The sequence below is a fragment of the Ruegeria sp. AD5 genome, from assembly GCF_056542345.1.
This window is the reverse complement of the sequence record NZ_JBQFZR010000003.1, coordinates 17,863-44,025: the sequence shown is the minus strand read 5'-3', so window position 1 is coordinate 44,025 and position 26,163 is coordinate 17,863. Positions and strand designations below refer to the sequence as shown.

The window sequence follows — 26,163 nt, the reverse complement described above, 5'->3', positions numbered from 1 at the left end:
GATCCGATGCGTCTGAAATGCGAATTCGATAGGATGTCGGCGGTACACCATATCGGGCGTGTGACCGGTGTTGCGCGCGGCGTGGTTGAAATCGATGGTCTGACCGCCCAAGCCCGGATCGGGGATCATCTGACGCTGCGCCGACAAAAAGGCCCGGACCTGCCGGGCGAGGTCCTGCATGTCGAATCAGGCGCGATCCATATGCTGCCAGCCTCCGCACCCGATGGCGTAAGCCTGGGGGATCAGGTCTCTCTCGACCTGATGCCTGCCTTTGCGCCCGGAATGCATTGGCTTGGGCGGGTGATCGATCCGTTTGGCAAACCTCTGGACGGCAAGCCCCTGCTGCCTGGCACGCTTAAACGTGACCTTATGCAGGCCCCGCCAACTGCGGTATCGCGCAAGCCGCTGGGCGGTCGTATGGAAACCGGGTTGGCCATCCTCAACACGATGCTGCCCATTGTCCAGGGTCAGCGAATCGGCCTGTTCGCTGGTTCAGGCGTTGGCAAATCGACACTTCTGGCGACGCTTGCCCGCTCCGTCCAGGCGGATGCTGTGGTCGTTGCATTGGTGGGCGAACGCGGGCGCGAAGTGAATGAGTTTGTCGAGAACGCCCTGGGTGCCGAAGGTCTGAAACGATCCGTCGTCGTGGCCGCAACCTCGGATCAATCGGCCCTGATACGCAGACGGTGCGCATGGTCGGCCATGTCGGTGGCGGAATACCTGCGGGATCAAGGGTTAAACGTTCTGTTTCTGGCCGATTCAGTTACTCGTTTTGCCGAAGCGCATCGCGAGATTGCCGCCGCAATGGGTGAGGCCCCATCGCTACGTGGCTACCCGCCATCGGTCACGCCGCTGATTGCAAACCTGTGCGAACGGGCGGGTCCCGGAACTGCCGATCAAGGTGACATCACCGCAGTCTTCAGTGTTCTTGTCGCGGGTTCTGACATGGACGAGCCCATTGCGGACATTCTGCGCGGCGTCTTGGACGGACATGTCGTGCTGAGCCGAGACATCGCCGAACGCGGGCGCTTCCCAGCGATTGACCTCAGCCGATCCGTATCACGCAGCCTACCAGGTGCGGCGACCGCAGATGAGAACCAGTTGATTACAGAAACCCGCAAGCTGGTCGGCAGTTATGAGCAATCTGAGGTGATGATCAAAGCCGGTCTCTATGCCGAAGGAACAGATCCTTTGTTGGATCGCGCCGTCCGGGTCCACGAAGAGCTAGATAGCTTTTTTGCGAAGGCCGATCCCGATGGTATCGAAAACAGCTTTAATCGATTATCTCTGATTTTAAGGCGCGCTGGTGTAAACCCGGTGTCGCAGTCTTAGAATTCAGAACAGTTTTAAGTGTTAAGCCCACCTTAACACCTGCCCTGCTAGGCCAGTAGGCGGGTGAATAGAAGGTGGTGGAGATGGGTGCGCAATCCAATGCGGCGCCAATCATCATCAAGAAGAAACGTGTATCGGGTGGCGATGCTCACCACGGTGGTGCGTGGAAGGTCGCGTATGCGGACTTTGTCACTGCCATGATGGCGTTCTTCATGTTGATGTGGCTGCTGAATGCAACGACCGAGACGCAACGCAAGGGTCTGGCGGATTATTTTTCGCCCACGATTCCGGTCAATCCGGTCTCGGGCGGCGGCGATGGTGCCTTCGGCGGTGACAACATGTTTTCGGAAAAAACCATGGTTATGGATGGATCAGGTGCCAGCAATCGGAACCCCACCGAGGCGAAACAGGCGCGCGGATCAACCGGCGTGGATGCGAAAGGCGGCGGTAAGGGTGCGTTCGAAGATTTCTCGTCGCTCGAGGCGCAGTTGCTGGGGCGCGCTGGGGAAAGCCTGGTGTCCGATAAGATGCGCAAGCACATCGTGACCCGCGTCACCGACGAAGGGCTGGTGGTCGAGCTGTTCGCCACTGAGGATCAACCGTTGTTCGAATCGGGGACAGACACGCCAACCCAAATGATGCGCGCGCTGACCCTTTTGGTAGCGCGGTCTTCTGATCTGGTGACAAACGCAATCGCGGTTGAAGGGCATGTGCGGTCTGCGCCCGTCGTGTTGGCGAATAACCCGGTCTGGGATCTGTCGACCGCGCGGGCGCAAAGCACCCGCCAACTGCTGCAGAACAAAGGCATCCAGCCACAGCGGTTGGACCGCGTGACTGGGCACGCGGACCGAGAGCTTTCGGATAAAAACCCCATGGCGGTACGCAATAATCGGATTGAGATCATCTTTTTACGCTACCCTTAGGGGGTAAAGGATAGACAGCATTTTAGCTGTTAGCCGGCTGTTAAGGGCCAGTGCGGTACGTGTTGCATCAACGAATGACGCAACAAAAGGGCGTATCGATGACCATATCCTCTTCGCTGAATGCCGGTGTGGCAGCGTTGAAGGCCAACGCCAACAGGCTGGCCACGATCTCTGACAACATCGCCAATTCATCGACATTTGGCTATAAAAGGGTCGAGACCGACTTTCACTCCATGGTCACATCTGGTCAGGGCGGCAGCTATTCGGCAGGCGGGGTCAGAACCACCAGCCAACGCCTGATAGATCAGCGCGGATCGCTGGTAACCACCAACAATTCAACCGATCTGGCCGTGCGCGGCAGAGGCATGCTGCCTGTCCGTCCCAGTTCGCAGATCGCGTCAGGTTCAAATGAGATGCTGCTGACCACGACAGGCTCATTCCGCACCAATGAGGAGGGGTATCTGGTCACACAATCCGGCCTTGTACTTCTTGGCTGGCGTGCCAATCCAGATGGCTCGATCCCCAGCGTCCCGAGGGATACGCCCGCCGCTCTGGAACCCATTCAGCTAAGCGTTAATCAACTTTCGGGCGCCCCCACAACATCCATGAACCTGCGGATGAACCTGCCTGCAACAGCGACTGACGCCGGTGCTCCGGGTGACACGCAGCCCTTGTCGGTCGAGTATTTTGACAATTTGGGCAAGTCTGAAAGCGTCGATATCGAATTGGTCCCCACCGTTCCTGCAACCGGCAGCAGCAATGAATGGACCATGACATTGCGCGATTCAGCCTCGGGCGGCGCTGTCATCGGAGAATATACCCTGACCTTCACCGATAGCCGTACAGCCGGTGGTACACTAGCCAGCGTCACCGCCGTGACCGGCGGTGCCTATGACCCGGCAAACGGCAGCGTTGTCGTCAACGTCGCCGGCGGACCAATGGAGATCAACATCGGTCAGATCGGTGATGCGGACGGCATTACACAGCTTTCCGATACCTTTGCTCCGGTTTCGATCACACGCGATGGTTCGGCCGTTGGCACGATGACAAGCGTACAGGTTGATGAGAACGGCTATGTCTATGCTTTCTATGATACTGGGGTCAGTCGCCGGATGTTCCAGATTCCACTGGCCGATGTGCCGAATCCAAACGGCCTGACGGCACTGGACAGCCAGACCTATGCCCCCTCGCGTGACAGCGGCACCTTTTTCTTATGGAACGCGGGTGAAGGTCCAACAGGAGATCTTGTTTCTTTTGCACGCGAGGAATCGACCACCGATGTCGCCACCGAGTTGACCTCAATGATCCAGACCCAGCGGGCCTACTCCTCAAGCGCCAAGGTCATTCAGACTGTGGATGAGATGCTACAGGAAACCACCAATATCAAACGCTGATCTGATGATTGATCAACGAAAGGGATGCGTCCGATGAATATGTCGACAGCACTGAACAACGCTCTGGGCGGGCTGAGCGCAGCCAGCCGTGGTGCGGCAGTGGTTTCAGGAAACATCGCCAACGCGTTGACCCCGGGATATGCCCGCAGATCGCTTGAACTGGCGACCAGCACAGTTTCCGGTAATGGCGTTCGTGTCGTTGGTATCACTCGGCACCAGGATCCGGTACTGATCGCAAACCGCCGTGCGACCGATGCAGACCTGATGGCAGCCAAAACCGTGGCGCAATTTCATTCAGGTTACGAGAAACTGTTGGGGGCAGCCGACGATGCCACTTCGATCTCGGCCAGACTGGCCCAATTCGAAAGCAGCCTGATTACAGCTGCAAGCCTGCCCGGCTCTGCCCAACGGTTGGATCAGGCCGCCCGTGCAGGCGGTACATTGAGCACGGCGCTCAATACAGCGTCCGAAGGGGTGCGGCAAATGCGATCCGATGCGGATCGCACGATAGGCAAACAGGTCGATACGCTGAATCAGATTCTGAAAGACATCGAGAAACTGAATGCTCGTATCCCCGCTGTCCGCAATTCGGGCGGTGATATTGGCGCGCTGTTGGATCATCGTCAGATTCTGGTCGATCAAGTCAACGAGTTGGTGCCTGTCAACGCGATCGCGCGCGATAATGATCAGATTTCCCTTTATTCCGATGGCGGGTTGATCCTGCTGGAAGGAACCGCGGCCGAGTTTTCGTTCTCGACCACAGGCGATACCATGCCGCATATGACCGTTGGCAACGGGTTGTTGTCCGGGCTCGAAATCAACGGCCGACCCGTTCGCGTGAGCGGAGAGTTCGCCCAAATCCGAGGCGGCGCATTGATGGCCCAGTTCTCGGTCCGCGACGAACTGACCGTCGAAGCGCAAGCCGATCTGGACGCCGTCGCCCGCGACCTGATCGAGCGCTTTGAAACCACCGGGTTGGACCCGACCGCTGCCGCGACCGATCCGGGCGTCTTCACGGATAACGGCAGCCGCTTTGATCCGGTTTCTGAAACCGGTCTTGCGTCGCGCATCTCACTAAATGTTGTGGTCGACCCGGATGCAGGGGGTGACAGCTGGAGATTACGCGCGGGTCTGGGGGCATTGACCCCCGGTGCGCCGGGTGATGCCAGCCAGTTGCAAGCTTTTGGGGCCGTTCTGACCGACTCGCGCCCGGCCCCCAGCGTGGGGTTTGGGACAGGCACGATGCGCGCGGCGGAGATCGCCGAGGCGTTGCTTTCCAAAGCCGGGGCAAACGCACACACAGCTGACCAGCGCAGCAGTTTTGCAGCAAACGCGCAGCTGGAGATGCAAAAAGTCGTCGCGGAGCAAGGTGTTGACAGTGACGCGGAACTGCAGCGCTTGATGCAGATCGAGCAAGCCTATGCCGCAAACGCACGCATCGTCGCTGTCGTGGATGAACTGATGGATACCCTGTTGAGGTTATGAACATGACACTGAATTCGATCGGGGATCTGGCCCGCGGCCTTACCCTCAGAACTCGCAGCGCCGAGATCAAATCACAAATCGAAACACTGTCGTATGAGATGTCCACCGGCAAGGTGCAGGATATCTCGGGTCGTCTGGGTGGTGATTACTCGCACCTACTGGATCTAGATCGCAACCTGGAACGGTTGGACGCGCTTTCCATCGCCACCGCCGAGGCGCGGCTATTCACGGACGCAATGCAATTGAGCCTGACAACGCTAAGCGGCTCGGTCGCCGAGATGTCAGCGTCGCTGCTATCATTTGGCACGGCGAACCAGACCGTGACACATGAACAAGCATCGGTTCAGGCACGAAATGAGCTCGACACAATGATCTCAGCCCTGAATACGCGGGCGGGAGGGCGCAGCCTGTATTCTGGAACATCGACTGACGTCTCACCTCTGCCCTCCGCTGAAACCTTATTGACAGCGCTGCAGGCCGAATTGATAGGGCTGACCTCCCTAAAAGATATCCAACAGGCCGCTGAGGATTGGTTCAACGACCCCGCCGGATTTGATGCGGTGATATATCAAGGTGGCACAGACACCTTGGCTCCGATGCAGATTTCCGAGAACGAGCGGATCACGCTTCCGATCACTGCGACAGACCCCACGCTCAAGGACGCTTTGCGCGATGTTGCGGTTGCGGCTCTGGCCACAGATGATGCGCTTGGATGGACACCTGATCTACGAACCGCATTGTTCACGCAGCTTGGTGTTGAGTTGGCCAATACTCAGGATGCGACGGTCAATTTACGCGCCCAGGTCGGCGCGGCTGAGGCGCGTGTGGAGCAAGCAGCAACGCGCAACGCCGCCGCAAAGACCAGCGCTGAGCATGCGCGCAATGCGTTGATCGCTGCAGATCCCTATGAGACTGCGGCACAGTTGCAAACCGTGCAGTTCCAACTGGAGAGTCTGTATTCCGTGACCGTTCGCAACGCCAACCTGTCACTGGTGAATTTCTTAAGATGAAGATACTCGTATTCCTTTTGATAGTCTTACCGTGCATTGCCAATGCGGGGGCCATACGCCTGAAAGATCTGGTGGATTTCGACGGTGTCCGCGGCAATGATCTGGTTGGCTACGGCCTTGTGGTTGGCCTGAATGGCACCGGCGACGGCTTGCGCAATTCTCCGTTCACCGAAGAGATTATGTCCAACATTCTCGAACGGCTGGGCGTAAACGTGAATGGCGAAGATTTTCGCCCCAAGAACGTCGCCGCCGTATTGGTCACCGCCACCCTACCACCCTTCGCGCGCGTCGGCGGTCAGATTGACGTCACCGTCTCTGCCATTGGAGATTCCAAAGGACTTCTTGGGGGGACATTGATCATGACACCCCTGAATGCAGCAGATGGTCAGATTTATGCCGTGGCGCAAGGGACAGTGCTAGCCGGCGGCGCTGCAGTTGAAGGCGAAGCAGCGTCGGTTGTAAGCGGGGTGCCGACATCGGGCGTCATACCCTCGGGCGCGCGTGTGGAGCGCGAGATCGATTTTCAGCTTGCTAATTTGACTCAGTTCAGACTGGCGTTGAGAGAACCGGATTTCACGACTGCAAGCCGCATAGAGGCCGCCATCAATAAGGAATTCAACCGAGCGGTCGCACTCATGCGCGATTCCGGCACTGTGGAGTTGAGCATTGAGGCGACGCGGGCCGTATCAACCGCGCATGCCATTGGACGAATTGAAAACATTCTGGTCGAACCCGAAAGCAAAGCCCGCGTCGTGGTGGATCAAAGATCGGGCACAATTGTCATGGGTCGGGACGTCAGGATTTCACGCGTGGCGGTATCGCAGGGCAACTTGACCCTCACAGTCGAGGAAGCCCCGATTGCTGTTCAGCCAAATCCGTTTGCGCGAGGCGAAACAGTCGTTGTTCCGCGCACCTACGCTGGGATCGAAGAGGAAGAAGGAACGGGGCTTGCAGAAATCCCCGAGGCAACCACCTTGTCCGAAGTGGTCGCCGGGTTGAACGCCTTGGGCGTGTCGCCACGCGATATGATCGACATCCTGAAAACCATCAAGGCTGCCGGGGCGCTTCATGCTGAGTTCATCGTGAGATGAGCAGTCAGACCACAGCGTGCGCCTTTTGGTGTACGGTTTTACTTGGATTTCCAACTGTCCAGCCAACGGCGAAAGCCCTTGCGCTTTTCATCTATCGCATCACCAGCGGCGTAAAGACCATCTTCCATGTTCTCCAAAACAGGATCGATCTTCTTTTGCCGAAACCGCCGCCATCGAACCCAGATGGCCCAAACCAGCGCAGCAAACAAAGTCAGGAAGACAATATTGAACCACGGGATGATGCGGACATCCGGCCCCTCGACATGCCGGATGAAAATTGCGTTGGGAAAAATCGACATGAATTCATTCCGCCAGCCGTAGTGCGTTACGACCACCCAATCGGGGTTATCTTTGGTCGACTTGGCATCGTTGGCCTCGGTGTAAAGGTTCGCAGTGTCGAACTTGAAATAAGGCGGCCAGCCCCAACCGGTGTCTTCGTTGCGATAGACAATCGGCTTCCCGTTGGCGCGTACGGCCTGAATGAACTGTACATCGCGGTTTGACAGGCTGGTGGATTGATCTTCAGGCTCGGACCAGAAGATTCGCGTCCAGTCCGTCAGGTCCTGACGTTCCTCGTAGGTGTTGACGATCCGCACCACATCGTGCTGCGGTAGGGAATACTGCAAGATCACGGCGATCGTGCCCCAGAAGATGATAATGAACGCCCATTTCACATAGGCCATGCCTTAACCCTCACATGTAATTCACGATGTAGATCAGCGCGCCAATCGCCACCCAAGGTACAATATAGACACCCAAAATCAGTTTGCGCCGGAACGAATTGTCATAGACATGCAGACCGCGCGCGACAAATGCGTCCTTGTTGCCGGTTTTGCCCTTTCTGTCCCACCACGTCTCAAGCTTCCGTCGCCTGACACCGCGCGAGTATAGGGACAGCGCAAAATAGGCAATCGTTTGGACAACCAGCAGGATTAGAAACAGGCGCATTGCTCCAAACATCTCAATCCCTCCCGACCGCGCCCCAAGGGCCAACCCGAGCGATCACTGCTTCGCTCACCCGATCATCACCGCTCATATCCGGCTCATGACCGAACAGTGCCGCGCGGGCACCGGCCTTATCCACCTGATACTCGCGCGCGAGGAAGTCGGCAACATAGGCTTTCTTGCTCTCGGGCCAGGTTTTGTAGGTGCTGTAGAACAGCTCCTTATGACAGATGAACATCTGGCGCGGGTCCAGGGGGGCCAGTTCCGCCAGCAGCATGTTCACCAATTCGCGGTTCGGCGTGTCCGCCGCGCGTAGGGTATAGAAATATGACGGGTGATCCGAGGTAATGCGTGGCCACGGCCCGCCATCTGTTGCCCAGCGCAAGAGCTGCGCAAGGCCGTGATAGGCCTCGGGCAGACGGTCCGAGTAATTGCGGGCGAGGCGGCGCATATCGCTGCGGTCAAGTCCGGTCAGATCGACATCCGCATCGGCAGCGGCGTCAATTGTTAGGAAATCCATCTTCTGCTGCAGGATCGCGGCGGCATCCACGCCGCGCGCTTTTACAATCGGCTCGACCAGATCGTTATAGTCGAGGAACTTGGCAATCTGGTTTCGCTGCGACGGATCAAACGTGTATTTGATCTTCAGATCATCCGGCCTTGCGCCCATGCAGATCGCCGCCGGGTGATCCAGATCGGGAAACAAATAGAGCCCGCCGAAATGCGCCGTCCAGAAATTGCGCTGCTCAAAGGCCGTGTGGCGCAGGCGAACCGGGTTGCGGGTGACGTCGCCGGTTTCCTTGGCAGTTTCGATCATCTTGGCGATCAGAACGTCGTCGAACCAAGCGTCCTCTTCGGTTTTGAACTGTTCGACCATGCCCGCCAGTTGCTGGGCTTTGCGCAGGGTGCCGCCTGCGGTATCGGCCTCGATCTCGATCTTGCGCAGGTTCATCAGGTCGCGCGGAGTGGTGAGTTTGATGACCGAGTTCACCAGCTCTCCGGCCACAGCATCGGTGGCGGTCAGGGCAAACAGCTGCGCCTCGTTCATCTCGATGAAGTCGCGCAGGATATCGCGCGAGGTCGAGAATTTGACGTTCAGTAGAGGCGCGCGTTTCTGCTCGTTCGTCAGCAGGATGAACTGTCGGTTGACCCCGTTGGGGTTGAGGTAGAGCTCGTCCTCCAGCTCAATCCCCACCTCGGGCGAATAGCCCGAGATATCCACATGGAAATCCGTCAGAGCCGTGGTCTTACCCGCCAGATGCTGCAGCGCGCGGTTATACCGCTCGACCAGAGCCGGGCTGGAGATGTGGACGAGATTGCCAAACATCAGGCCTTTTTCGATGAGGCGGATCATTGGTGGCTCCCTTTGCCCAGGGCCTCAATTGAAGGGTCGCGAATGCTTCGCAGCAGGTTATTCATCATTTGCCCGCAACCTAGCTAATGTCGCGGCAATCGCTTCGATTTTAGCCAAGTTCTCCTCTGATAATGCTGTATCCTGAACTTCTTCGCCATGTACCAACATGTTTCTTAGCTTACGGAAACCTATAAGTTCCGAAAATAGCTGAGACCCATCTGGTTCGGGCGCCAGCATATCTCTTGCGTGTCCGAGGATATTCCCATTACGAAGCGCATTTTGCCCGACAACCGAGCGTTCGATCTGTATCCACGCTTGTAGAAACCGTCCAAGACGCTCTGTAGATTTGGAGCTGGGCAGTTTCGGTGAATAGTCGAACAGGCTTTCAAACAACTTCTCTGCGAGTTCCGCGTAAGCCTCTACCTTTGAGCGTTCGACAGTTAGGCCGTTTCCTTGATGGTATAGTTCGTTGCGGAGCCTGTGAAACCACTCGATGACCCCTAAATCTATTCCAACAATTTTTTCGGCTGCATGGTTCTCAACACCATCAAGCAGCCCCGGAAAATTCTGGCAATACTCGTCTCTTTGTTTCCTCGATATATCTATTCCAGAGATACGCTTCGGCAAAGTTATGAAAGTCTGAAGCATAAGCTCCACAGCGTTGTCGATATTGATCATGGCAAGTCGACGGTTTGTGTCCGAATCATTCACCAAAAGTGAAAAGCCATGACGTAGAATTTCGGCAGGTCCAGTTGCCCAATGCGCTTCGTTCACTTCCCCTTCCCCTCCAGATACCGCCGCTTGGCCTCTTCCATCCGGCCCATCTCGCGAACGGCGTTTTCAATGGCGACCTCGTCGCTCTTGTCGGCATAGCGGAACTCGCTGTCGGCGTAACGGTTGATCTCTTGCATCACCATTTCCACGGTGATCGGCTGGCGCAGGTCCTCTATCATCGCCTTTTTGGTGTCGTAGTCGCGGAACAGGAACAGGTCGGGGGTTTCCATCCATTCGTCGGGCAGTTCGAAATCCATCGCACGGACCTTGACCGCATCGGTGATGTTCTTGATTGCTCGACCGGTGAACCGCTCGTCTGCCTGCTGGATCGCCTTGAGGTAGGTGCCCAGTTTGGCGATCGTGTCCATCTGGCCAATCTCGCCGGACACCCGGTCATAGACCCGCAACAAAGCGTCCTCATGCGGGCGGGAGTGGCTTTCGAAACTGGCAGCGACAGCCTTTTTGATTTCCTGCGCGGCATAGGCTTCGTGTTCACCCAGCGGGATGTCGTGGTTGCGGCCCATCAGCAGGTGCAGGATGTCGATGTAATCCTCGCGCGTCTGCGGCCCGTCCACCAGGAACCGCGCACCCGCCCGCTGGCGCAGGGCGTCGTCCACGTTTTCGGGGTAGTTCGAAAACATGCCAAAGGTGCAGTTGCCGCGCACGACGGTGTTGGCGCCGGCAAAGCTCTCCATCAACACGGCGGTGATTTCAAGTTGACCGGCTGACGACTGACGGTCGCCGCGTTTGCCTGCCAGTTGGTCGATATCGTCGATGGTGCCGAAGCCGATGACCGAGGGGTCGATGATCATGTTGATAAAGGCCTTGGCATTCTGGCCGGATTTGCCCTGATAGCTGTCGATATTGTCGGTGCTCAGATTCTGATAGCGGAACGGATAGCCCGCATTCTGGCAATAATCGTTGATCAGCCCGGCCATCATCTGGATCAGAGTGGTCTTGCCGGTGCCCGGTTTGCCGTCGCCCATGAAGGTAAAGATGAACCCGCCAAGTTCCGCGAACGGGTTCAGGCGGCGGTCGAAATCATAGGCCATCACCATCTTGGCCAGCTTCATCGCCTGATACTTGGCGATATGGTTGCCGACCACCTCGTTCGGCTTCTTGAACGTCATGGTCAGAGTGGTGGATTTGGCTTTTGAGGCGGGCTCGAACCCCCGGATCGTCAGATCATCGGCCTCGATATGCCAGGCGGCACTCTGGAACGGTGCCAGATGGCCTGCGGACTGGGCGCGTAGAGCGACCTTTTCCAACAGTTGCTCGGCATAGGCGCTGGTGGCCGCGATCAGGTGGGCATCATCGGGGGCGTGTTTGGCAAGGGTCTGGTCCAACTCCCACAGCGCGCCGTGCAAGGCGAGTTGGCCGTTGTCGGTCAGGACCTCTTCGATCTCACCGATATCGACAGTGGTCTCTCCCAGATGCGAGGACATCAAGTACGCCAGCGCATTGCCGAGGGTGTGCGAGGTGATCAGAGCCTCGGCAGTCAGCAGTTCCGAGAATTCGGTCTTGCGGGCGGCAGCTAGATCTCCGGCCAAATTCGCGCGCTTCAGATCCGCCAGCGGAGTCTGTTCCGCATAAGCCTCGGCCACGGCCAGAGCGATTGCGATGGCACGTCGTATCGCCTGTTGCGAAGTCGCCTGTGGCGGCGAGACCAGAGTATCCCCGTCATCTGACGCTTCGATCCGTTCGACCAGATGCACCCCGTCCCTGCGGGCAGTACGGCGTGTCACCAGACCCGGCGTCGTCGACCGAAACCGCCGCCCGGTAGAGACACCAGGGGATCGTTCGACAGTCGTTTCAACCGCTTTGGCAATACGCGGAGCGTGCTCGAAACCGCTCAGCAAAGCGGTCGCTGCCGGATAGTGCTTACGAATGTCGTCTTCGCGCAATTCCATCTGATCTGACGTCAAACTCATGTTTTTCCTCGCAATGCCGGGCTGAAGCCCGGCCTACTCTTATCACGTAGGGCGGGTTTCAGCCCGCCTCTGGTCTCAATATCTCAGCACCTGACCGGCCTTGCTGACCACAAACTTGCGCACATCGGCAAAGCCCGGTGGCTTGCGTTCAGCCAGCACCTGAAACGGACGTTGCGGCACGATGATCGACCGCTGGGTGCGCGTGGCCCCGGTTTCGGCCCCCTGCCCACCGAACGGATCCAAGGCAAAAACCTCGCGTTCGACGGTCGAGAACCACCCGGCACGCTGTTCGATCACGTCTTCGCTTTCCAGTTCCTCGGTGGTCCAGGCCAGCGCCCAGTCCTGACCTTGCGGAGATTGCGCATCCTCCAGCACCTGGCGCAGCGGGCCGGATTGTTCGGTATAGGCCGAGGAATACATCGGCCCCACGTGGATGCGGCGCAGGTGCTTGGGGTGCAGGTCGTCGAAATCCTGATCAAACCCCTTGGCGATGGTGACCAGTTTCAGTCCGCCCAGTGATTGCGCCATCAGATGCGCCTGTACTTCTGGCCAGCGACGCTGGTCTTTGGGCAACGCCGTCTTGCCGCTGTCCTCCAACTGCATCAGGTAAATGACCGGCAGGTTGATCTGGCTGTCATAGACCGCCCAGTGGATCATGAACTTACGCCGTTCGCCCTCATTCCCGATCCAGTGACATTCGGGATCATTGCGGGCCCAGAACAGCTGACCATTCAGCAATTCCTCATAATAGAGCCTTTGGGACAGCGCGAATTGCAGCTTGGTCGGGATCTCCTGATCACCGATGATCGTGCGGACCATGTCGGTTTTCAGATCATCCTCGGAGGGCATATTCGCCAGATGCACCTGCGCCTGCTGCGCGTCATTGGCCATCGTCAACAGCTCGGCCGCAACCGGAAATCCGCTGTCGCGCTTGTCCATGGCGAGGCTGCCAAAGAACCGCCCCGTATCGCGCCCGACCAGCAGGTATTTCATGGATAGCGCGCGGAAGGTGTAGAGCAGCCCCGAAAGGTAGCGCGACACGATCCGCACCTCTTGCTTGCTGATCGCGCCCTCCGCCTCCATCGTTGCGGCTACGCGCAGAAGGTGGACGGTGATCACCTCGAATTTGCGGAAATAACGGCGTGAGGCGAAAGTGTCGGTCAGGCCGACATGGTCTTGGGTGGGGTCAGTCATGCGATTCTTTTGGCTCAAATGGTCCCGCTACTTCTCGATGCAAAAAAGGCCAGAATCCTCTTTCGTTACCTTGGATCATTGGATCGCCAATGAGTTGCTTGCCGAACCAAGCCCCAATTCGAATTCCGAAGGCCCATTCGATCAGGCAGAAGTATTTCCAAGATACCCAAAGAAGTAGCGGGAAGAATACGTTGAACATCCTAACCCAAAGCCATGCGAATATCGGCAGTCCCAACCCAATAGCCGAAACTATCTGAACAAGTTGCCAGTTGGGGGAACCTGCAGATTGATAAGTCACGGAACCTATTACCAGGCATGTTAGCACCGTCAGAAACAGGACCGTCGCAAGCAAAAGAGTCGTTGTTTTCATGGTAACTCCCGACCCTTTCCTCAACCCCCATACAAATTCTTATCATGCTTCTCGACAATCGAGGCAAACCGGCGGGCAAAGCGTTCGTCGGCCTTGGCCTTTTTCTCCAACACGTCGCGGGCAAAGACCATGTGGTCCTCATGTGCCTCAAGCATGTCAGCCATTTTCTGGTTGGTCGCGGTGCCGATAGCGGCCATTGCCGTCTGCGCCTCTTGGTCGGTCTGCACACCGATCTCGTTGATGCGGTGGGCCACGTCCTGCTGCTGCGCGGTTTTCAGCGATTTGGTCAGCGCGTCATACAGCACCACGCGCTGCTGGGTGTCTGTCTGCAGCTTGTTGATCAGCACCATCTGCGTCGCCGCCTGGTTTTGCAATGAATCGACCCAGGTCTTGCCCTTTTCGATGTACCGCTCCAGCGTCTGCGACTTGGCCAGCTTGACCTGCTCTTCCTGAACCTTGGCGTTGTATTGCTTGTTCAGCTCGGCAAGTTCGGTTTCCAGCTGGGTGCGCGCGGCCGCGTCCTGTTCAACGGAGATTTTGTTTTCCAGCGTGATGATTGTCGGGTCCATGCCCTGAATCTCAGCGCGCAGCGCTTCCAGTTCGGCCACGGTCGCCTCACGGTCGTCAAGCGTGACGGTCAGGTTTTCCTCAACCTTCACGCGTTGCTCCTCCAGAACCGCCAACTGCCCTTCGAGCAGCTTCACGATCACGTCGGATTTGGCGATCAGGTCCTGAAGCTTGTCGTCGATATTGGCCGTGCGCATGCGTTCCTGCCGCATGGACTCGGATTTGGCCTTGGCGAAGATGCCGACGAACGACTCCCACCCGGTTTTCGAACGCATTTCGTCGAAATCCTTGGAAAACGCGTTGGTCACGTCGTCGAGCCCCATGATCAACTCAGCGATGTTGGCGTTCATCACCTCGGTATGGGCGTGCACATCTTCCAAAGTGGCATTTTCAATGTCGATATCTGCCTCTGCGGTTCCGATCTTGGCACGCGCCGCTTCGATCCGTGAGGTCAAGCCTTCAATCTGCGACTGGCTTTCGCGGACTTTCTGTTGCGTCTCTTGAATCAATGCTTCGAATTGCTGGTTCGACATCTGCTATCCCTATTCTTCTTATCATCCAATGACATAGGGAATGTTATGGCAATTTACATCCCCTTGGGTCTCCAAATCACCAAGACTGTGACAAACTCGACGCTAAAAAGATAGACGCAGAGACAAGGCCGAGACACATTGCCTACTGGTTTTCAGAAGGGAAAATAGAAGCTCTTGGATTTCTTAAGTTGAAGTTGCCGAAGGGCAAGCTCAGTAGTTTGAGTAGCGGAAATTAACCACAGCATCATCTTGAATAGCGCAATGGGCTTTTATGTGGCTCCGCGCATCATTGCTGTCCTTTGAGCGCGCGACCTCCAAATCAATCAGATCGATGCCATCAGAATTCGTCGTATAGGAAAGCGTCCGCTCAAAATCGACGGCATAGTAGCCTTGATTGCTCATGGCGGTGTGGGTCCGATGCATACAAAGCCCGATCGCATTCTCCTCGGGCGAAACGTGCGGGTGCTTCTGGTATTTTGATCCGTGCTTGTGATGGTGTTTGGCGATCGACGCTCCCAGCACACCCAACGCGACCCCAGCGATAAGCGCTCCTGTATCGTTGGCACGGGTTGGTGTCGCGGTCAGTGTGGTCGATGCAACAACGGCACAGACTATAGCGGCAAAAACGGATTTCATTCGCATCTATTTCGTCTCCCTCTGTAGGCAGTGAACAAAATTCAGTTCATTGAAGTGTTCCAGAAGAGACTAGCCTGACGACCTAAACTATTGCCAGATTTTCGTGAAAACGTGTTGCCCACCATGTCCGTGTTGCGATGGATACAACTTCGCCCCGCGCCTGGAGGAACGCGGGGCGTGTGGTGCGACAATCCAGAGAGGCGGGACTGTCGCTAAGTGATCAACGGCCTCAGTTCACGGCTTTGGCGTCAACCACGTCCTTTTCAATGGCCTTGCCAGACGAAATTTCGATCCGGCGCGGCTTCAGGGCTTCTGGCACTTCGCGCTTCAGATCGATGTTCAGCATGCCGTTCTCATGGCTCGCGCCGGTGACGCGAACGTGGTCGGCCAGAGCAAAGCGGCGCTCGAACGCGCGGGTGGCGATGCCACGGTGCAGGTAGCTGCGCTCTTTTTCGTCCGAAGCTTTCTTGCCGGAAACCACCAGAGAATTTTCCTTTACCTCAACCGACAGATCGGCCTCGGAAAACCCTGCAACAGCGACCGAAATGCGGTAGGTATCAGCATCGGTCTTTTCGATGTTGTAAGGGGGATAGCTGGGCTGAGCCACGTCATTGGTCAAAACCCGGTCCATCATGTCTGCAATCTGGTCGAAACCGATGGTTGCGCGGTGAAGTGGTGCGAAGTCAAATGTACGCATGTCGTATCCTCATCTTTGAGCGATTCACGAAATTGCCCTCCGAAATGGACGGGCGGTGATTTATGCCGGACCCCAGCTTTGGCGATCCGGTAAAACTCAGATGGGAAGTAAAAGGACCGGGTTCAAGACCCGCCCGCGCTGAGGAATTTAGCACCCGAACTGGACTTGGCTGAACCCGGCTGCAATCTGCGGATTGTTGCCGTGGGTCGGGGCGCGTCACGACGCAATATCGCCTTGAGTTCCGAGACAATCCCCGACAGCTCCATCCCGTAGCCGATCTTGCGTTGACCATCCGATGCGCCCGCCGAAACAACCGACAGGATCTGCCAACGCGAGCCTTTTTTTGCTAAAATAGCGGAGCCCGACGAACCGAATGTAATATCGCAATCAAAGCTGATCAGCCCCTGCCCGCGTTGCAGGATGCGGCAAGAGCGTTGGCGCGTGATCGCCTCGGCCCGACCGCGACCATACGAGGCGACGCTGATTTCGCTGTTGCTGACGCGGCCGCTGTGCAGAGCGAACGGATCAGCAATCGAATAGGGAATCGGCTCTTCCAGCCGCATTAGAGCCACATCAATTCGAACACGTGACGCCGATACCGGCGCATTGGCAACAAAATCGGGATGGGTCGCAATCTGGATGACCTTGCGATCCGCAAGCGCCTGACCGTCGCTCAAACCGGCGCGAAAGGTCAATTCACCGGGGGCATAGGGTTTTCCGGTGGCCTTGCTCACAGCGCAATGCGCCGCTGTCAGCACGATGTCCTTTGCGATCAAAGTACCGGTGCAAAAGCCCTGTTCGCCGATATCCAGACGTCCGACCGCCTCCCACCCATACAGATCATCGCGATCCGTCAGTCGGCGCTTGCCGCTGGTCTGGGCCTGTGCGGCAGTTACGAGAATAGAAACAAGCAAGGTGATACTTAGAAAAACACGCATCATGGCTTAATGAACTTTGCTCCGAGGTTTTTGGTGTTGTTGTCCAATGTGGCGTTCATACCCCGCCCCTGCGAAAGCTCGGCCCGCAACAATTCCAGCGATTCATCCAAGGCGGTGCCCAGCGCAACGCGTTGACCCTGCAATTCGGCCTTCGCTGCAACGACCGACACAATGCGTGGCCGCTCGCCGTCAAACGAAAAGATCGGCGCGCCGGATGCCCCGAAATCCACGTTGCAGGACATAACCAGAATTCCAGCCTGTCTCCCAATGACGGAACAGACTTCCTGCAGTGCTGGCGCTTCGGCGCGGTCATGCGCGTACGAGACAACCCCCACCTCTTGACCGCGGGCAGGACGACGTCCGGTTTCGAAAGGAATGACCGAGGTGTTGCGGATCGGCTGCCACAGCTCGATCAGCGCAATATCATGACGCACCCGCGTTGCAGAAACACTGCCTTCATACACATAGTCGGGGTGAACCACTGTTCGACGCGCCGGGCGATAAGCCGAGGCGGAACCGAGGCGCCAACCGGCCAGAAACTCGATCCGGGCCGGATTAATTCGCTGTTTCGTGGTTTTGTCGTACAGACAATGCGCAGCCGTCAGTACCAGAGTCGGAGATATCAGCGATCCGGTACAAAACCCGGTGCCGTCGATATCCAGCCGACCAACTGCCATCCACTCGCGCCCAGCATCGGTGGTTTCCAGGCTCCTAAGCCCAGTATCCTGCGCCTGTCCTGCCAAGGGCAGCAAGCTGAAGACAATAGCCGTGATCCAGTTGCGCACGCGGGTCTCCGGTCATGAGGTCCGACCAAGATTCGTATGCCGTTGGTGCGGCGAAAATAGGGCAATTGCCCCTTGGATGAAATTCAACCGGACCTGATGCGCGAGTGCAGCAATCGATCAGCGCAGTTGGGGTACCCCAGCCATGCCGTCGCGCAATGCGCGCGGTTCCGGCCCTCCGGTGGCCCAGTCCAGCAGCTCGACTGTGTGGACAACGGGCGTGTCAGTCCCAGAGCCGATTTGCATCATGCATCCGATGTTACCTGCCGCGATAACATCAGGATTCCTAGCCTCAAGCGTGCGCACTTTTCGTTGTTTCAACTGACCCGAAATCTCAGGCTGCATCAGGTTGTAGGTTCCTGCACTGCCACAGCACAAATGACTATCTTTAGGCTCTAACACTGTGAATCCAGCAGATTTCAACAGATTCTTGGGATAAGAGGTAACCTTTTGCCCATGTTGCAATGAACACGCCGCGTGGTAGGCAACAACCAGTTCTTTCTTGTCGCTGTCCGGCATCTCCAGCTGCACCAAAAGCTCACTGATATCCATCGCCAGGGCGGATACACGCCCCGCATCCGCCGCCAGCGGATCACTGCGGAACATGTGCCCATAATCTTTAACCGTGGTCCCACACCCCGAGGTGTTGATCACGATCGCATCCAGACCATCACCATCCATTTCGCGTGTCCAGGCCCGGATATTGGCTGCAGCAGACGCATGGCTTTCACCGGTTTTACCCATGTGATGGGTTAATGCGCCACAACAGCTGGCACCTTCGGCGACAACGACCTCGCAGCCCAATCGGGTCAGCAGGCGAATCGTGGCGTCGTTGATGTCGGTGTTCAGCGCTTTTTGCGCACAGCCCGTCATCAGAGCGACGCGTTTCTTCTTAGCGCCTTTTGCTGCAAAGCTCTGAGGGTCATCATTGCGACTGACTGGTGGAATATATCTCGGCGCCATGTCCAGCATCGCCTTTAGCCGGGCATCCGGCATCAGAAACCGGAACGGACGACCCAGCTTTGCCCCGATTAGAGCCCAGCGAAAGCGTGTCGGATAAGGCAGGATTCTGGCCAATATCCAGCGCAGAGCCCGATCCGAGAACGGGCGCTTGTAGTTGTCTTCGATATATTCCCGTGCGTGGTCCACGAGGTGCATGTAATGCACGCCCGAGGGGCACGTGGTCATGCAGGCGAGGCAGGATAGGCAGCGATCGATATGCTTGACAGTCTTTTCGTCCGGAACACGCTCATTCTCCAACATGTCCTTGATCAGATAGATGCGCCCGCGAGGGCTGTCCAACTCATCGCCTAGCACCTGATAAGTCGGGCAGGTTGCTGTACAGAAACCACAGTGAACACAATTTCGGAGTATCTCGTTGGATCGCTGAATCGCTGGGTCTTGCAACTGCTTTTCGGTAAATTTCGTCTGCATCGCCTACCCCATCAGACCCGGATTGAACACGTTCCGAGGGTCAAATCTCTTCCGAATTGCCTTTGTTAGAACCTGAATCTGCGTGCTCTCCGGTTGGAACCGCCCAAATTCAACGATGGTGTCAGCCTCTGCACGTACCAGCGTTGCATGTCCTTCAAAGTGACCCAGTCGTGCACGCAGATCGGTGCCCTTTGGTACCAATACCCAGATCAAGCCCCCGCCCCAGTCAAATAGGGTTCGATCCGCGTCGATCCGTTCTGCAAGGCTGGCTGCATCGCCGGGTTTCACCGATAAGCGCCAGACATCACCTTCCAGATCCTGAAATGCACGCAGATCACGCAGATCGACCCAGCGGTTCCTCGAATTCTCTAACTCGGTGCATTCGCCCCCAAGGATTTCGCGCAATCGACCTACCCGATAGGCAACAGAGTCGGCAAATCCTTCGATCCGCAACAAGGCCTGCCCATCCTGTGGATCATAGGCTGCGCTGCTCACCTCGAAGGGGGATTTCAGGGCAGTGGACATGAGATCAACTGCGGTTCCTACATCAGCGGCCCCGACTGCCAGAGTGGTCTCGACCTCAGGTCTAGGCAGCACTTTCAGTGAGACCTCGGACAGCACCCCTAGCGTGCCCCAGGAACCCGCCATGAGCTTGACCAGATCGTAACCGGTGACGTTCTTCATCACCCGCCCGCCATTCTTGATCACCTGCCCCAACCCGTCTATATAACGTACGCCCAACAGGAAATCCCGGCACGCGCCCGCCTGAATTCGACGCGGCCCCGAGATGTTGGCCGCGACAACACCGCCGATTGTCGGTTCCCCCGTGGTGCCCAGCAAACCGCGATGATCCATCGGCTCGAACGCCAGTTGCTGACCCTCGGCCTCCAAAGCCGCTTCGATCTCAGTCACTGGAGTCCCGGCATGCGCGACCAGAGTCAATGCGCCCGGCTCATACTGTGTAATTCCGTGCAGTCCCGACAGGTTCAGCACAGGCTCGGGCCCATCAAGGCCGCGCGTGCCGCCTCCGGCAATACGCACTGGGCCATCCAGGCCGGCAACGATGTCCGCAAGTTCAGCCTCGGTTTCAGGTGTCATGGCACTTCATCTTTTCGCAAATACTCTGGGTATTGATGGGGAAGGCTCATCTATTCCGCGGCCATCCTGCGCGTGGCAGACGCCTTTAGCGGAAACACCTTGGCTGGGTTCAACAGCCAATGCGGGTCAAACACATCTTTCACCGCCATCTGCGCCTCAAGATCCTGTGGTTCATATTGGTGTGTCATCAGATCACGCTTTTCGATGCCGACCCCATGCTCACCAGTCAGGCAGCCCCCCGCATCAACGCAAAGCTTCAGGATGTCCGCCCCGAACGCTTCACATTTCTCAAGATCGCCGGGTTTGTTGGCGTCAAACAGGATCAAGGGGTGCATGTTGCCGTCACCGGCATGGAACACATTGCCGACTGGCAGGCCATAATCTTTGCTCAGCTCCCCGATCCGGCGCAGGACGAAGGGTAGCGATGAGACCGGGATCGTCCCATCCAGACACATATAATCGTTGATTTGCCCCATCGCGCCGAAGGCCGATTTCCGCCCCAGCCAGATACGGGCGCTTTCATCAGCCGATTGGCTTTCTCGCAGCTCAACCGGATTATGCCGCTTGGCGATCTCGATAATCTTCGACAACTGGCTATCGATCTCTGCCTCTGATCCTTCAACTTCGACAATCAGCAACGCCTCGCAATCAGGATAACCCGCTTGGGCGAAATTCTCGCAGGCTCGAATACAAAGGCGGTCCATGAACTCGATCGCGACAGGCAATATGCCCGATTTGATTATGTCAGAGACGCATTGACCGGCTACTTCATTATCGTCAAAGCCCATCAGAACGGGACGCGCGCCCTCAGGTTTGCGCAGGATGCGCAACATTGCTTCAGTTACGACACCCAATTGCCCTTCGGATCCGCAGATAACACCCAACAGGTCCAACCCGCCAGCGTCCAGATAGGCACCTCCAATTTCGACCACGCTGCCATCCATCATGACCATAGTCACACCCATCAGATTGTTGGTCGTCACCCCGTATTTCAGGCAATGCGCCCCGCCCGAATTCATCGCGATATTCCCTGCAATGGCGCAGGCAAGCTGAGATGAGGGATCGGGGGCGTAAAAGAAATCCTCTTCTTCAACGGCACCGGTTACACTCAGGTTGGTTCGGCCGGATTGCACTTTGATAAATCTGTTGTCGTAATCGATTTCCAGAACTTCGTTCATCCGTGCAACGCCTAGAATCACACAATCTGCCGTCGGCAGGGCACCACCCGCCAATGACGTGCCCGCGCCGCGCGGTACAACCGGCACACCCAGTTCATGGCAAATACGCAAGACATCGGAAACCTGCTGCGTGGTCGAAGGCAGTACAGCCAGCATTGGCGGGCATTTATAGGCGGTCAGCGCATCACATTCATAAACCCTGGTCTCGGCCTCTTCATGGATAACAGCATCCTTCGGCAGCACTTGCTGTAGTCGCGCAACCAATGCCTGCTTGCGTGCTAAGACATCCGGATTTGGCTTGGGCATTTCCATCGCTGATCCTCCATTTGGTAAAATTATATTACCAATTTTATCGACTGGCAAGTTGCCGAATCCAACAATAGTGTCGCGGCATGACCTGGATCGACCGCACATTACTGTTTTCCTCGCTGGACTATGCTGCCGTTTTGCTGTTGTTCGCGACATGGCTAGGGATTGGGTGGAGGATCGAAAATCCGTCCTCTCAGAAACCGTCGGTTTCATTGATGATGGATGATTTCCGCAAGGTCTGGATGCGTGAAATGGTGACGCGCCAGCCGCGTGTGTTCGATGCACAAGTGATCTCGGCCATGCGTCAGGGCAGCACGTTCTTCGCTTCGACTATCATGATTGCAATAGGCGGCGGCTTGGCATTGCTTGGCAATACCGAACGCCTTGCTGGGGTTGCTGAAGATCTTGCCATCGGCCGTGCGCCTGCCATGGTTTGGGAAATCAAGATACTGATTATTCTGCTTTTTCTGTCGAACGCTTTTCTGAAATTTGTCTGGTCGCATCGCCTGTTTGGGTATTGCGCAATCCTGATGGCCGCTGTTCCAAATGATCCCGATGATCCACAGGCCTATCCACGCGCCACACAATCCGCTGATATCTGCATCACGGCGGCTCGTAGTTTCAATCGCGCGTTGCGGGCGACATATTTTGCGTTGGCTTCAATCGCATGGATACTTGGACCAGTAGCCCTGATCCTAAGCTCAATCGTCACATTCGGTGTGCTCTATCGTCGCGAATTCGCCTCGCATTCACGCACCGTAATCATGACTGCGCCACCAAACACAGAGTCGTGATCGCAATGCGATGCGCGAGCGCATAGTTTGACCCCATGCGATATCTGATTCTCAGCGCCTTACTGGCCAGCCCCGCATTCGCCGACCCTCCGACGGTCGAACAGGTTTCAGCCCAATCAAATGGGGATACCTGGCGGTTCGACGTCACGATCCGCCACTCCGACACCGGATGGGATGACTATGCCGATGGCTGGCGTGTTCTGGATATGCAGGGGAACGAGCTGGGGATGCGTGTGCTGCATCACCCTCATGTCGATGAGCAGCCCTTTACACGGTCACTTGGCGGGGTGGTGATTCCGGACGGGACCACGCAGGTGCAAATTCAGGCGCGCGACAATGTCGGTGGTTGGAGCGAAGACACGACCGTGGTCGATCTGAACTGACCCTCAGAACACCCCGAGGCTGAGACCTGCGGCCAAGGCCGCTCCAACCTCACGACAGTTTTCAAGTTGTTCTTCAGGAATGATCTTTTCGGCCAAGATCGCTTTGGGTGTTTGCGCATGAGTGCAGATGATCAGGGGCGGTTGCACCTCTTTCAACCGCCACCCCGTTGCGATCCGAGCCATCTGGCGCGCGGCATTTTCGCCATCTGATCCGGCGCAGACCATCTGCGCATAGGGTCGACCTTCGATCTGACCCAGCACCGGATAATAGCAGCGGTCAAAGAACTCTTTCATCAGCCCAGAGATCGCGGCCAGGTTCTCGGGCGCGCAGAAGATATAGCCATCAGAGGTCAGCAAGTCGTTCGGACCGGCCTGATCGGCGGTTTTCAGGATGGTGTTCGCTTCATCCCGCGCTGCTTCGGCTGCGGCTTCAGCCATTTGCCGGGTGCCGCCGGTGCGCGAGTGGTAGACGATCAATAGCTGCGCCATGTCAGACCCGGTGATAAGGGCCGCCTGAAAGGATGGTCGCGGCCCGGTAAAGTTGCTCGGCCAGCATCACACGGACCAACATATGGGGCCAGACCATTGACCCAAAGGATAGGGAAAAATCAGCCTCCGCCCGCAGATTAGGGTCTATTCCGTCCGCTCCGCCGATTATCAGCGCCAGATCCTGTCGGCCCGCGTCGCGCCATCCACCCAGCTTTTTTGCAAAATCAGGCGAGGACAACACCCGTCCGCGCTCATCTAGGGTACAGATCACCACACCTTTGGGCAGCGCCTTGCGCAGCAGGGCCGCCTCGGCCCCCATGCCTGCGTTTTTCTTGTCTTCGACCTCGATCACCTTCGCAGGACCAAGGCCCAGCGCGCGGCCGGTCCTGTCAAATCGGGTCAGGTAGTCGTCAAGCAGGGATTTCTCCGGTCCGGCGCGCAATCGCCCGACCGCAACGATGCTGATACGCATGTCTCTCTCGCCTCCGACCCCTCAATACAGGCCGGGATAGCGCCTCAATTCGCCGAGGCGCTGCCGCCCTGAGGCAGCCACATCTTTTCCAGCTGATAGAATTCACGCACTTCGGGGCGGAAGATATGAACGACCACGTCGCCCGTATCGATCAGCACCCAGTCGCCGGCATCCTTGCCTTCGACCTTCGAGGTGAAACCGAATTCCTGCTTGATGCGATCCGTCAGCTTTTCCGCCATGGCCGAGACCTGACGGGTCGACCGACCCGAGGCAATCACCATGTGATCCGCAACAGAAGACTTACCTTGCAGGTTGATCTGCACGACGTCTTCGGCCTTGTCATCGGAAAGTGAGGAAAGGATACGTTCAAGCAGCTTGTCGCTGATTGACTGAGAGTGGGCCATTACACCGGCCCCATCATCGGCGGGCAAACCCGCCTGTGTATGTAGAGACAGGACATAGTCCTCCTTTGCTGCGCGCCGTGAAACCCCGGCGCCGGGGTACTAATAGGGTAACAAGGGGATTGCAACATTTCAATGAAAGGGCCGACGCTGCGCCCCACATCCAGTCACTCTTTGGCGAGATGTTGCACCTCGGCGTCGGCCTCCGGGCCGCCCAATACGCGGATTTCACGCTGCGGGAACGGAAGCGAGATGTCTTCGACCTTGAACGCATCCCACAGCGCCAGGAAAACATTGCCCCGAATGTTTGTCAGACCCTTGTTCGGATCACTGATCCAGAAGCGCAACACATAGTCCACGCTGCTGTCACCGAAACCAGTGATATGGCAGACAGGTTCATGTTTGCCTCCACTCAGCACTCGACCAACCGTCTTGACGGCACGGATCGCTGTCGCGCGGACTTTGTGCGGGTCGTCGTCGTAGCTGGTGCCGAAATCAAGATCCAACCGCACGAAACGGTCGGAATGCGACCAGTTTACAACCTGATTGGTAATCAGATCTTCGTTTGGAATCAGATATTCCCGACCATCCCGCGTAACCACCGAGACATAGCGCGCGCCCAGCGCGTTAATCCAACCAAATGTGTCCCCGAGTGAAATCACGTCGCCCGGTTTGATCGACCGGTCCATCAGGATGATAATGCCTGAGATCAGGTTCGAAACCACTTTTTGCAGGCCAAACCCGATCCCGACGCCAATGGCCCCGGACAGCAACGCTATGCCAGTCAGATCAAACCCGAGGGTGCGGATCGCCGCCATGAACACCGCCCCGTAGAGCAGCACCTGAATACCCTTGGCCAGAAGAACCTGCATCGATGGTGTTATGTCTTGATTGTTCGTAAGGCCGCGCTCAGCCGCGCGTGTGCCGACACGCGCCAAAGTCAGCAGGACGCCAATCAGCAGTACAGCCTTGATGATGCCCAGCGCCGAGATATGAAGATCACCGATAGAAATGGCGACGCCATCAAGGAAACCGGCTACATCATCCGTCAGGTTCAACGCAATCAACGTGGCATAGACCCACATAGACCATTTAAATATTTGTCGCAGCGTTCGGTTTCTCACCAATCGCGAAACCAACGCGATGGCCAGCCATGCAACAGCCAGCGTTGCGAAGACACCAAGTATGTAGCTCCGCGACGGCCATGTGACCTGTTGCATCACCAGATAAAGCCCACCAGACAGCAACACAAAATAGACCAACGTCAGACGGCGCATCAGTTGTATCAATATCCGCAAGCGCCATTTCGGCCATCCCACCCGGGCCCTCGCCCAGGTTTCCCATCGGCCCTGCGTCAGCAGTTTCAGCAAGAATGAAATTGCCCAGAGAAACAAGATGATGATGAGTTGATACTGCCGCCATCCCGGGGTGACGATCAACTCGACCAGACCTTCAATTTGCGAGGAAAACGCCGCCGTCATGTTGGCGTAAAGCTCCGAGAGCGTCTCCGGTAGTAAATCCTGGTTCATTCACCTCTCCTGCAGGTCAGCTTGGACAGCGATGCTGGATGATGCAAGCCCGCAGTGAAACGGTTGGGATTGAACCTTGATTGACACGAATGCCCGTTATATCTGGTGCGTATGAGACTC

27 protein-coding genes are annotated in these 26,163 nt (G+C 56.9%); 8 read left to right on the top strand and 19 right to left on the bottom strand.

Going from position 1 to position 26,163, the window contains the following annotated elements:
• Positions 1-6 precede the first annotated feature (6 nt).
• From ACR0JG_RS16495 to ACR0JG_RS16470, 6 genes are all read left to right on the top strand, one after another.
• Positions 7-1,332, top strand: a complete 1,326-nt coding sequence (locus ACR0JG_RS16495) for a FliI/YscN family ATPase (protein ID WP_480503087.1) — start codon at positions 7-9, stop codon at positions 1,330-1,332.
• Between the two features lie 83 nt (positions 1,333-1,415).
• Positions 1,416-2,255, top strand: a complete 840-nt coding sequence (locus ACR0JG_RS16490; RefSeq protein ID WP_480571214.1) for a flagellar motor protein MotB — start codon at positions 1,416-1,418, stop codon at positions 2,253-2,255.
• Between the two features lie 98 nt (positions 2,256-2,353).
• A complete protein-coding gene (locus ACR0JG_RS16485) occupies positions 2,354-3,649 on the top strand; it encodes a flagellar hook protein FlgE (protein WP_255611994.1) in 1,296 nt (431 codons plus the stop codon).
• Between the two features lie 33 nt (positions 3,650-3,682).
• Positions 3,683-5,134, top strand: coding sequence for a flagellar hook-associated protein FlgK (gene flgK / locus ACR0JG_RS16480; RefSeq protein ID WP_480571211.1), 1,452 nt, complete (start codon positions 3,683-3,685; stop codon positions 5,132-5,134).
• A 2-nt stretch (positions 5,135-5,136) separates the two neighbouring features.
• Positions 5,137-6,144, top strand: coding sequence for a flagellin (locus tag ACR0JG_RS16475; protein WP_480571208.1), 1,008 nt, complete (start codon positions 5,137-5,139; stop codon positions 6,142-6,144).
• Positions 6,141-7,235: a flagellar basal body P-ring protein FlgI gene (locus tag ACR0JG_RS16470; protein WP_480571205.1), complete on the top strand. Its 1,095-nt coding sequence runs from the start codon at positions 6,141-6,143 to the stop codon at positions 7,233-7,235. Before ACR0JG_RS16475 ends, ACR0JG_RS16470 begins: the two co-directional genes overlap by 4 nt.
• Positions 7,236-7,273: 38 nt before the next feature.
• Here the strand turns inward: ACR0JG_RS16470 and ACR0JG_RS16465 are convergent, their stop codons facing one another.
• The 15 genes from ACR0JG_RS16465 to ACR0JG_RS16395 all read right to left on the bottom strand — a co-directional run bounded on the left by ACR0JG_RS16465 (position 7,274) and on the right by ACR0JG_RS16395 (position 21,978).
• Positions 7,274-7,918, bottom strand: coding sequence for a DUF1523 family protein (locus ACR0JG_RS16465; RefSeq protein WP_170408694.1), 645 nt, complete (start codon positions 7,916-7,918; stop codon positions 7,274-7,276).
• A 10-nt stretch (positions 7,919-7,928) separates the two neighbouring features.
• Positions 7,929-8,195, bottom strand: coding sequence for a hypothetical protein (locus tag ACR0JG_RS16460; RefSeq protein WP_170757523.1), 267 nt, complete (start codon positions 8,193-8,195; stop codon positions 7,929-7,931).
• 1 nt (position 8,196) lies between these two features.
• A complete protein-coding gene (locus tag ACR0JG_RS16455) occupies positions 8,197-9,534 on the bottom strand; it encodes a DUF6638 family protein (RefSeq protein ID WP_480571201.1) in 1,338 nt (445 codons plus the stop codon).
• Between the two features lie 57 nt (positions 9,535-9,591).
• Positions 9,592-10,308, bottom strand: coding sequence for a hypothetical protein (locus tag ACR0JG_RS16450; RefSeq protein ID WP_480571198.1), 717 nt, complete (start codon positions 10,306-10,308; stop codon positions 9,592-9,594).
• The gene (locus ACR0JG_RS16445) at positions 10,305-12,239 is read right to left on the bottom strand and encodes an AAA family ATPase (RefSeq protein ID WP_480571195.1); all 1,935 of its coding nucleotides are present in this window, start codon (positions 12,237-12,239) and stop codon (positions 10,305-10,307) included. The genes ACR0JG_RS16450 and ACR0JG_RS16445 overlap by 4 nt, the downstream gene beginning before the upstream one ends.
• 75 nt (positions 12,240-12,314) lie before the next feature.
• Positions 12,315-13,433 carry a hypothetical protein gene (locus tag ACR0JG_RS16440; protein ID WP_480571192.1) on the bottom strand — a complete coding sequence of 373 codons (1,119 nt, stop codon included), beginning with the start codon at positions 13,431-13,433 and terminating at the stop codon, positions 12,315-12,317.
• Positions 13,426-13,803, bottom strand: a complete 378-nt coding sequence (locus tag ACR0JG_RS16435) for a hypothetical protein (RefSeq protein WP_480571188.1) — start codon at positions 13,801-13,803, stop codon at positions 13,426-13,428. The genes ACR0JG_RS16440 and ACR0JG_RS16435 overlap by 8 nt, the downstream gene beginning before the upstream one ends.
• 20 nt (positions 13,804-13,823) lie before the next feature.
• Positions 13,824-14,903 (bottom strand): hypothetical protein, encoded by a 1,080-nt coding sequence (locus ACR0JG_RS16430; protein ID WP_480571186.1) that lies wholly within the window; start codon positions 14,901-14,903, stop codon positions 13,824-13,826.
• Positions 14,904-15,113: 210 nt separating this feature from the next.
• The gene (locus ACR0JG_RS16425) at positions 15,114-15,545 is read right to left on the bottom strand and encodes a hypothetical protein (RefSeq protein ID WP_170597142.1); all 432 of its coding nucleotides are present in this window, start codon (positions 15,543-15,545) and stop codon (positions 15,114-15,116) included.
• Positions 15,546-15,768: 223 nt separating this feature from the next.
• The gene (locus ACR0JG_RS16420; RefSeq protein ID WP_170395206.1) at positions 15,769-16,236 is read right to left on the bottom strand and encodes an Hsp20 family protein; all 468 of its coding nucleotides are present in this window, start codon (positions 16,234-16,236) and stop codon (positions 15,769-15,771) included.
• 122 nt (positions 16,237-16,358) lie between these two features.
• Complete coding sequence (locus ACR0JG_RS16415) at positions 16,359-17,174, bottom strand: trypsin-like serine peptidase (protein WP_480571183.1); 816 nt, start codon at positions 17,172-17,174, stop codon at positions 16,359-16,361.
• Positions 17,174-17,959 (bottom strand): trypsin-like serine peptidase, encoded by a 786-nt coding sequence (locus ACR0JG_RS16410; protein WP_480571180.1) that lies wholly within the window; start codon positions 17,957-17,959, stop codon positions 17,174-17,176. The genes ACR0JG_RS16415 and ACR0JG_RS16410 overlap by 1 nt, the downstream gene beginning before the upstream one ends.
• 117 nt (positions 17,960-18,076) lie before the next feature.
• On the bottom strand, positions 18,077-19,390 hold the full coding sequence (gene glcF / locus ACR0JG_RS16405; protein WP_480571177.1) for a glycolate oxidase subunit GlcF: 1,314 nt from the start codon (positions 19,388-19,390) through the stop codon (positions 18,077-18,079).
• A gap of 3 nt (positions 19,391-19,393) precedes the next feature.
• On the bottom strand, positions 19,394-20,488 hold the full coding sequence (locus tag ACR0JG_RS16400; RefSeq protein WP_480571174.1) for an FAD-binding protein: 1,095 nt from the start codon (positions 20,486-20,488) through the stop codon (positions 19,394-19,396).
• A 50-nt stretch (positions 20,489-20,538) separates the two neighbouring features.
• Positions 20,539-21,978 (bottom strand): FAD-linked oxidase C-terminal domain-containing protein, encoded by a 1,440-nt coding sequence (locus ACR0JG_RS16395; protein WP_480571171.1) that lies wholly within the window; start codon positions 21,976-21,978, stop codon positions 20,539-20,541.
• 80 nt (positions 21,979-22,058) lie between these two features.
• Here ACR0JG_RS16395 and ACR0JG_RS16390 point away from each other — a divergent pair, with 80 nt between their 5' ends.
• Both ACR0JG_RS16390 and ACR0JG_RS16385 read left to right on the top strand, forming a co-directional pair.
• Entirely contained in the window at positions 22,059-22,769 is a 711-nt protein-coding gene (locus ACR0JG_RS16390; protein ID WP_170395190.1) for a DUF599 domain-containing protein, read from the top strand.
• A 35-nt stretch (positions 22,770-22,804) separates the two neighbouring features.
• The gene (locus ACR0JG_RS16385; protein ID WP_170395187.1) at positions 22,805-23,152 is read left to right on the top strand and encodes a hypothetical protein; all 348 of its coding nucleotides are present in this window, start codon (positions 22,805-22,807) and stop codon (positions 23,150-23,152) included.
• Positions 23,153-23,155: 3 nt separating this feature from the next.
• Here ACR0JG_RS16385 and ACR0JG_RS16380 read toward each other — a convergent pair whose 3' ends face one another.
• From ACR0JG_RS16380 to ACR0JG_RS16365, 4 genes are all read right to left on the bottom strand, one after another.
• Positions 23,156-23,641 carry a flavodoxin family protein gene (locus ACR0JG_RS16380; RefSeq protein WP_480571169.1) on the bottom strand — a complete coding sequence of 162 codons (486 nt, stop codon included), beginning with the start codon at positions 23,639-23,641 and terminating at the stop codon, positions 23,156-23,158.
• 1 nt (position 23,642) lies between these two features.
• The gene (gene rlmH / locus ACR0JG_RS16375; RefSeq protein ID WP_170515483.1) at positions 23,643-24,113 is read right to left on the bottom strand and encodes a 23S rRNA (pseudouridine(1915)-N(3))-methyltransferase RlmH; all 471 of its coding nucleotides are present in this window, start codon (positions 24,111-24,113) and stop codon (positions 23,643-23,645) included.
• Positions 24,114-24,157: 44 nt separating this feature from the next.
• Positions 24,158-24,517, bottom strand: a complete 360-nt coding sequence (gene rsfS, locus ACR0JG_RS16370; protein ID WP_039541351.1) for a ribosome silencing factor — start codon at positions 24,515-24,517, stop codon at positions 24,158-24,160.
• Positions 24,518-24,681: 164 nt separating this feature from the next.
• Entirely contained in the window at positions 24,682-26,043 is a 1,362-nt protein-coding gene (locus tag ACR0JG_RS16365) for a mechanosensitive ion channel domain-containing protein (RefSeq protein ID WP_170408707.1), read from the bottom strand.
• Between the last annotated feature and the right edge of the window lie 120 nt (positions 26,044-26,163).

Excerpts from the sequence above, each read along its gene's own strand:
- ACR0JG_RS16470 (WP_480571205.1), top strand. The coding sequence starts at position 6,141 with ATGAAGATACTCGTATTCCTTTTGATAGTCTTACCGTGCATTGCCAAT.
- rlmH (WP_170515483.1), bottom strand. The coding sequence starts at position 24,113 with ATGCGTATCAGCATCGTTGCGGTCGGGCGATTGCGCGCCGGACCGGAG.
- glcF (WP_480571177.1), bottom strand. The coding sequence starts at position 19,390 with ATGCAGACGAAATTTACCGAAAAGCAGTTGCAAGACCCAGCGATTCAG.
- ACR0JG_RS16430 (WP_480571186.1), bottom strand. The coding sequence starts at position 14,903 with ATGTCGAACCAGCAATTCGAAGCATTGATTCAAGAGACGCAACAGAAA.
- flgK (WP_480571211.1), top strand. The coding sequence starts at position 3,683 with ATGAATATGTCGACAGCACTGAACAACGCTCTGGGCGGGCTGAGCGCA.
- ACR0JG_RS16400 (WP_480571174.1), bottom strand. The coding sequence starts at position 20,488 with ATGACACCTGAAACCGAGGCTGAACTTGCGGACATCGTTGCCGGCCTG.
- ACR0JG_RS16485 (WP_255611994.1), top strand. The coding sequence starts at position 2,354 with ATGACCATATCCTCTTCGCTGAATGCCGGTGTGGCAGCGTTGAAGGCC.
- ACR0JG_RS16465 (WP_170408694.1), bottom strand. The coding sequence starts at position 7,918 with ATGGCCTATGTGAAATGGGCGTTCATTATCATCTTCTGGGGCACGATC.
- ACR0JG_RS16390 (WP_170395190.1), top strand. The coding sequence starts at position 22,059 with ATGACCTGGATCGACCGCACATTACTGTTTTCCTCGCTGGACTATGCT.
- ACR0JG_RS16395 (WP_480571171.1), bottom strand. The coding sequence starts at position 21,978 with ATGGAAATGCCCAAGCCAAATCCGGATGTCTTAGCACGCAAGCAGGCA.
- ACR0JG_RS16420 (WP_170395206.1), bottom strand. The coding sequence starts at position 16,236 with ATGCGTACATTTGACTTCGCACCACTTCACCGCGCAACCATCGGTTTC.
- ACR0JG_RS16475 (WP_480571208.1), top strand. The coding sequence starts at position 5,137 with ATGACACTGAATTCGATCGGGGATCTGGCCCGCGGCCTTACCCTCAGA.
- ACR0JG_RS16455 (WP_480571201.1), bottom strand. The coding sequence starts at position 9,534 with ATGATCCGCCTCATCGAAAAAGGCCTGATGTTTGGCAATCTCGTCCAC.
- ACR0JG_RS16440 (WP_480571192.1), bottom strand. The coding sequence starts at position 13,433 with ATGACTGACCCCACCCAAGACCATGTCGGCCTGACCGACACTTTCGCC.
- ACR0JG_RS16460 (WP_170757523.1), bottom strand. The coding sequence starts at position 8,195 with ATGTTTGGAGCAATGCGCCTGTTTCTAATCCTGCTGGTTGTCCAAACG.
- ACR0JG_RS16445 (WP_480571195.1), bottom strand. The coding sequence starts at position 12,239 with ATGAGTTTGACGTCAGATCAGATGGAATTGCGCGAAGACGACATTCGT.
- ACR0JG_RS16365 (WP_170408707.1), bottom strand. The coding sequence starts at position 26,043 with ATGAACCAGGATTTACTACCGGAGACGCTCTCGGAGCTTTACGCCAAC.
- ACR0JG_RS16425 (WP_170597142.1), bottom strand. The coding sequence starts at position 15,545 with ATGCGAATGAAATCCGTTTTTGCCGCTATAGTCTGTGCCGTTGTTGCA.
- ACR0JG_RS16495 (WP_480503087.1), top strand. The coding sequence starts at position 7 with ATGCGTCTGAAATGCGAATTCGATAGGATGTCGGCGGTACACCATATC.
- ACR0JG_RS16385 (WP_170395187.1), top strand. The coding sequence starts at position 22,805 with ATGCGATATCTGATTCTCAGCGCCTTACTGGCCAGCCCCGCATTCGCC.
- ACR0JG_RS16380 (WP_480571169.1), bottom strand. The coding sequence starts at position 23,641 with ATGGCGCAGCTATTGATCGTCTACCACTCGCGCACCGGCGGCACCCGG.
- ACR0JG_RS16435 (WP_480571188.1), bottom strand. The coding sequence starts at position 13,803 with ATGAAAACAACGACTCTTTTGCTTGCGACGGTCCTGTTTCTGACGGTG.
- rsfS (WP_039541351.1), bottom strand. The coding sequence starts at position 24,517 with ATGGCCCACTCTCAGTCAATCAGCGACAAGCTGCTTGAACGTATCCTT.
- ACR0JG_RS16490 (WP_480571214.1), top strand. The coding sequence starts at position 1,416 with ATGGGTGCGCAATCCAATGCGGCGCCAATCATCATCAAGAAGAAACGT.
- ACR0JG_RS16415 (WP_480571183.1), bottom strand. The coding sequence starts at position 17,174 with ATGCGTGTTTTTCTAAGTATCACCTTGCTTGTTTCTATTCTCGTAACT.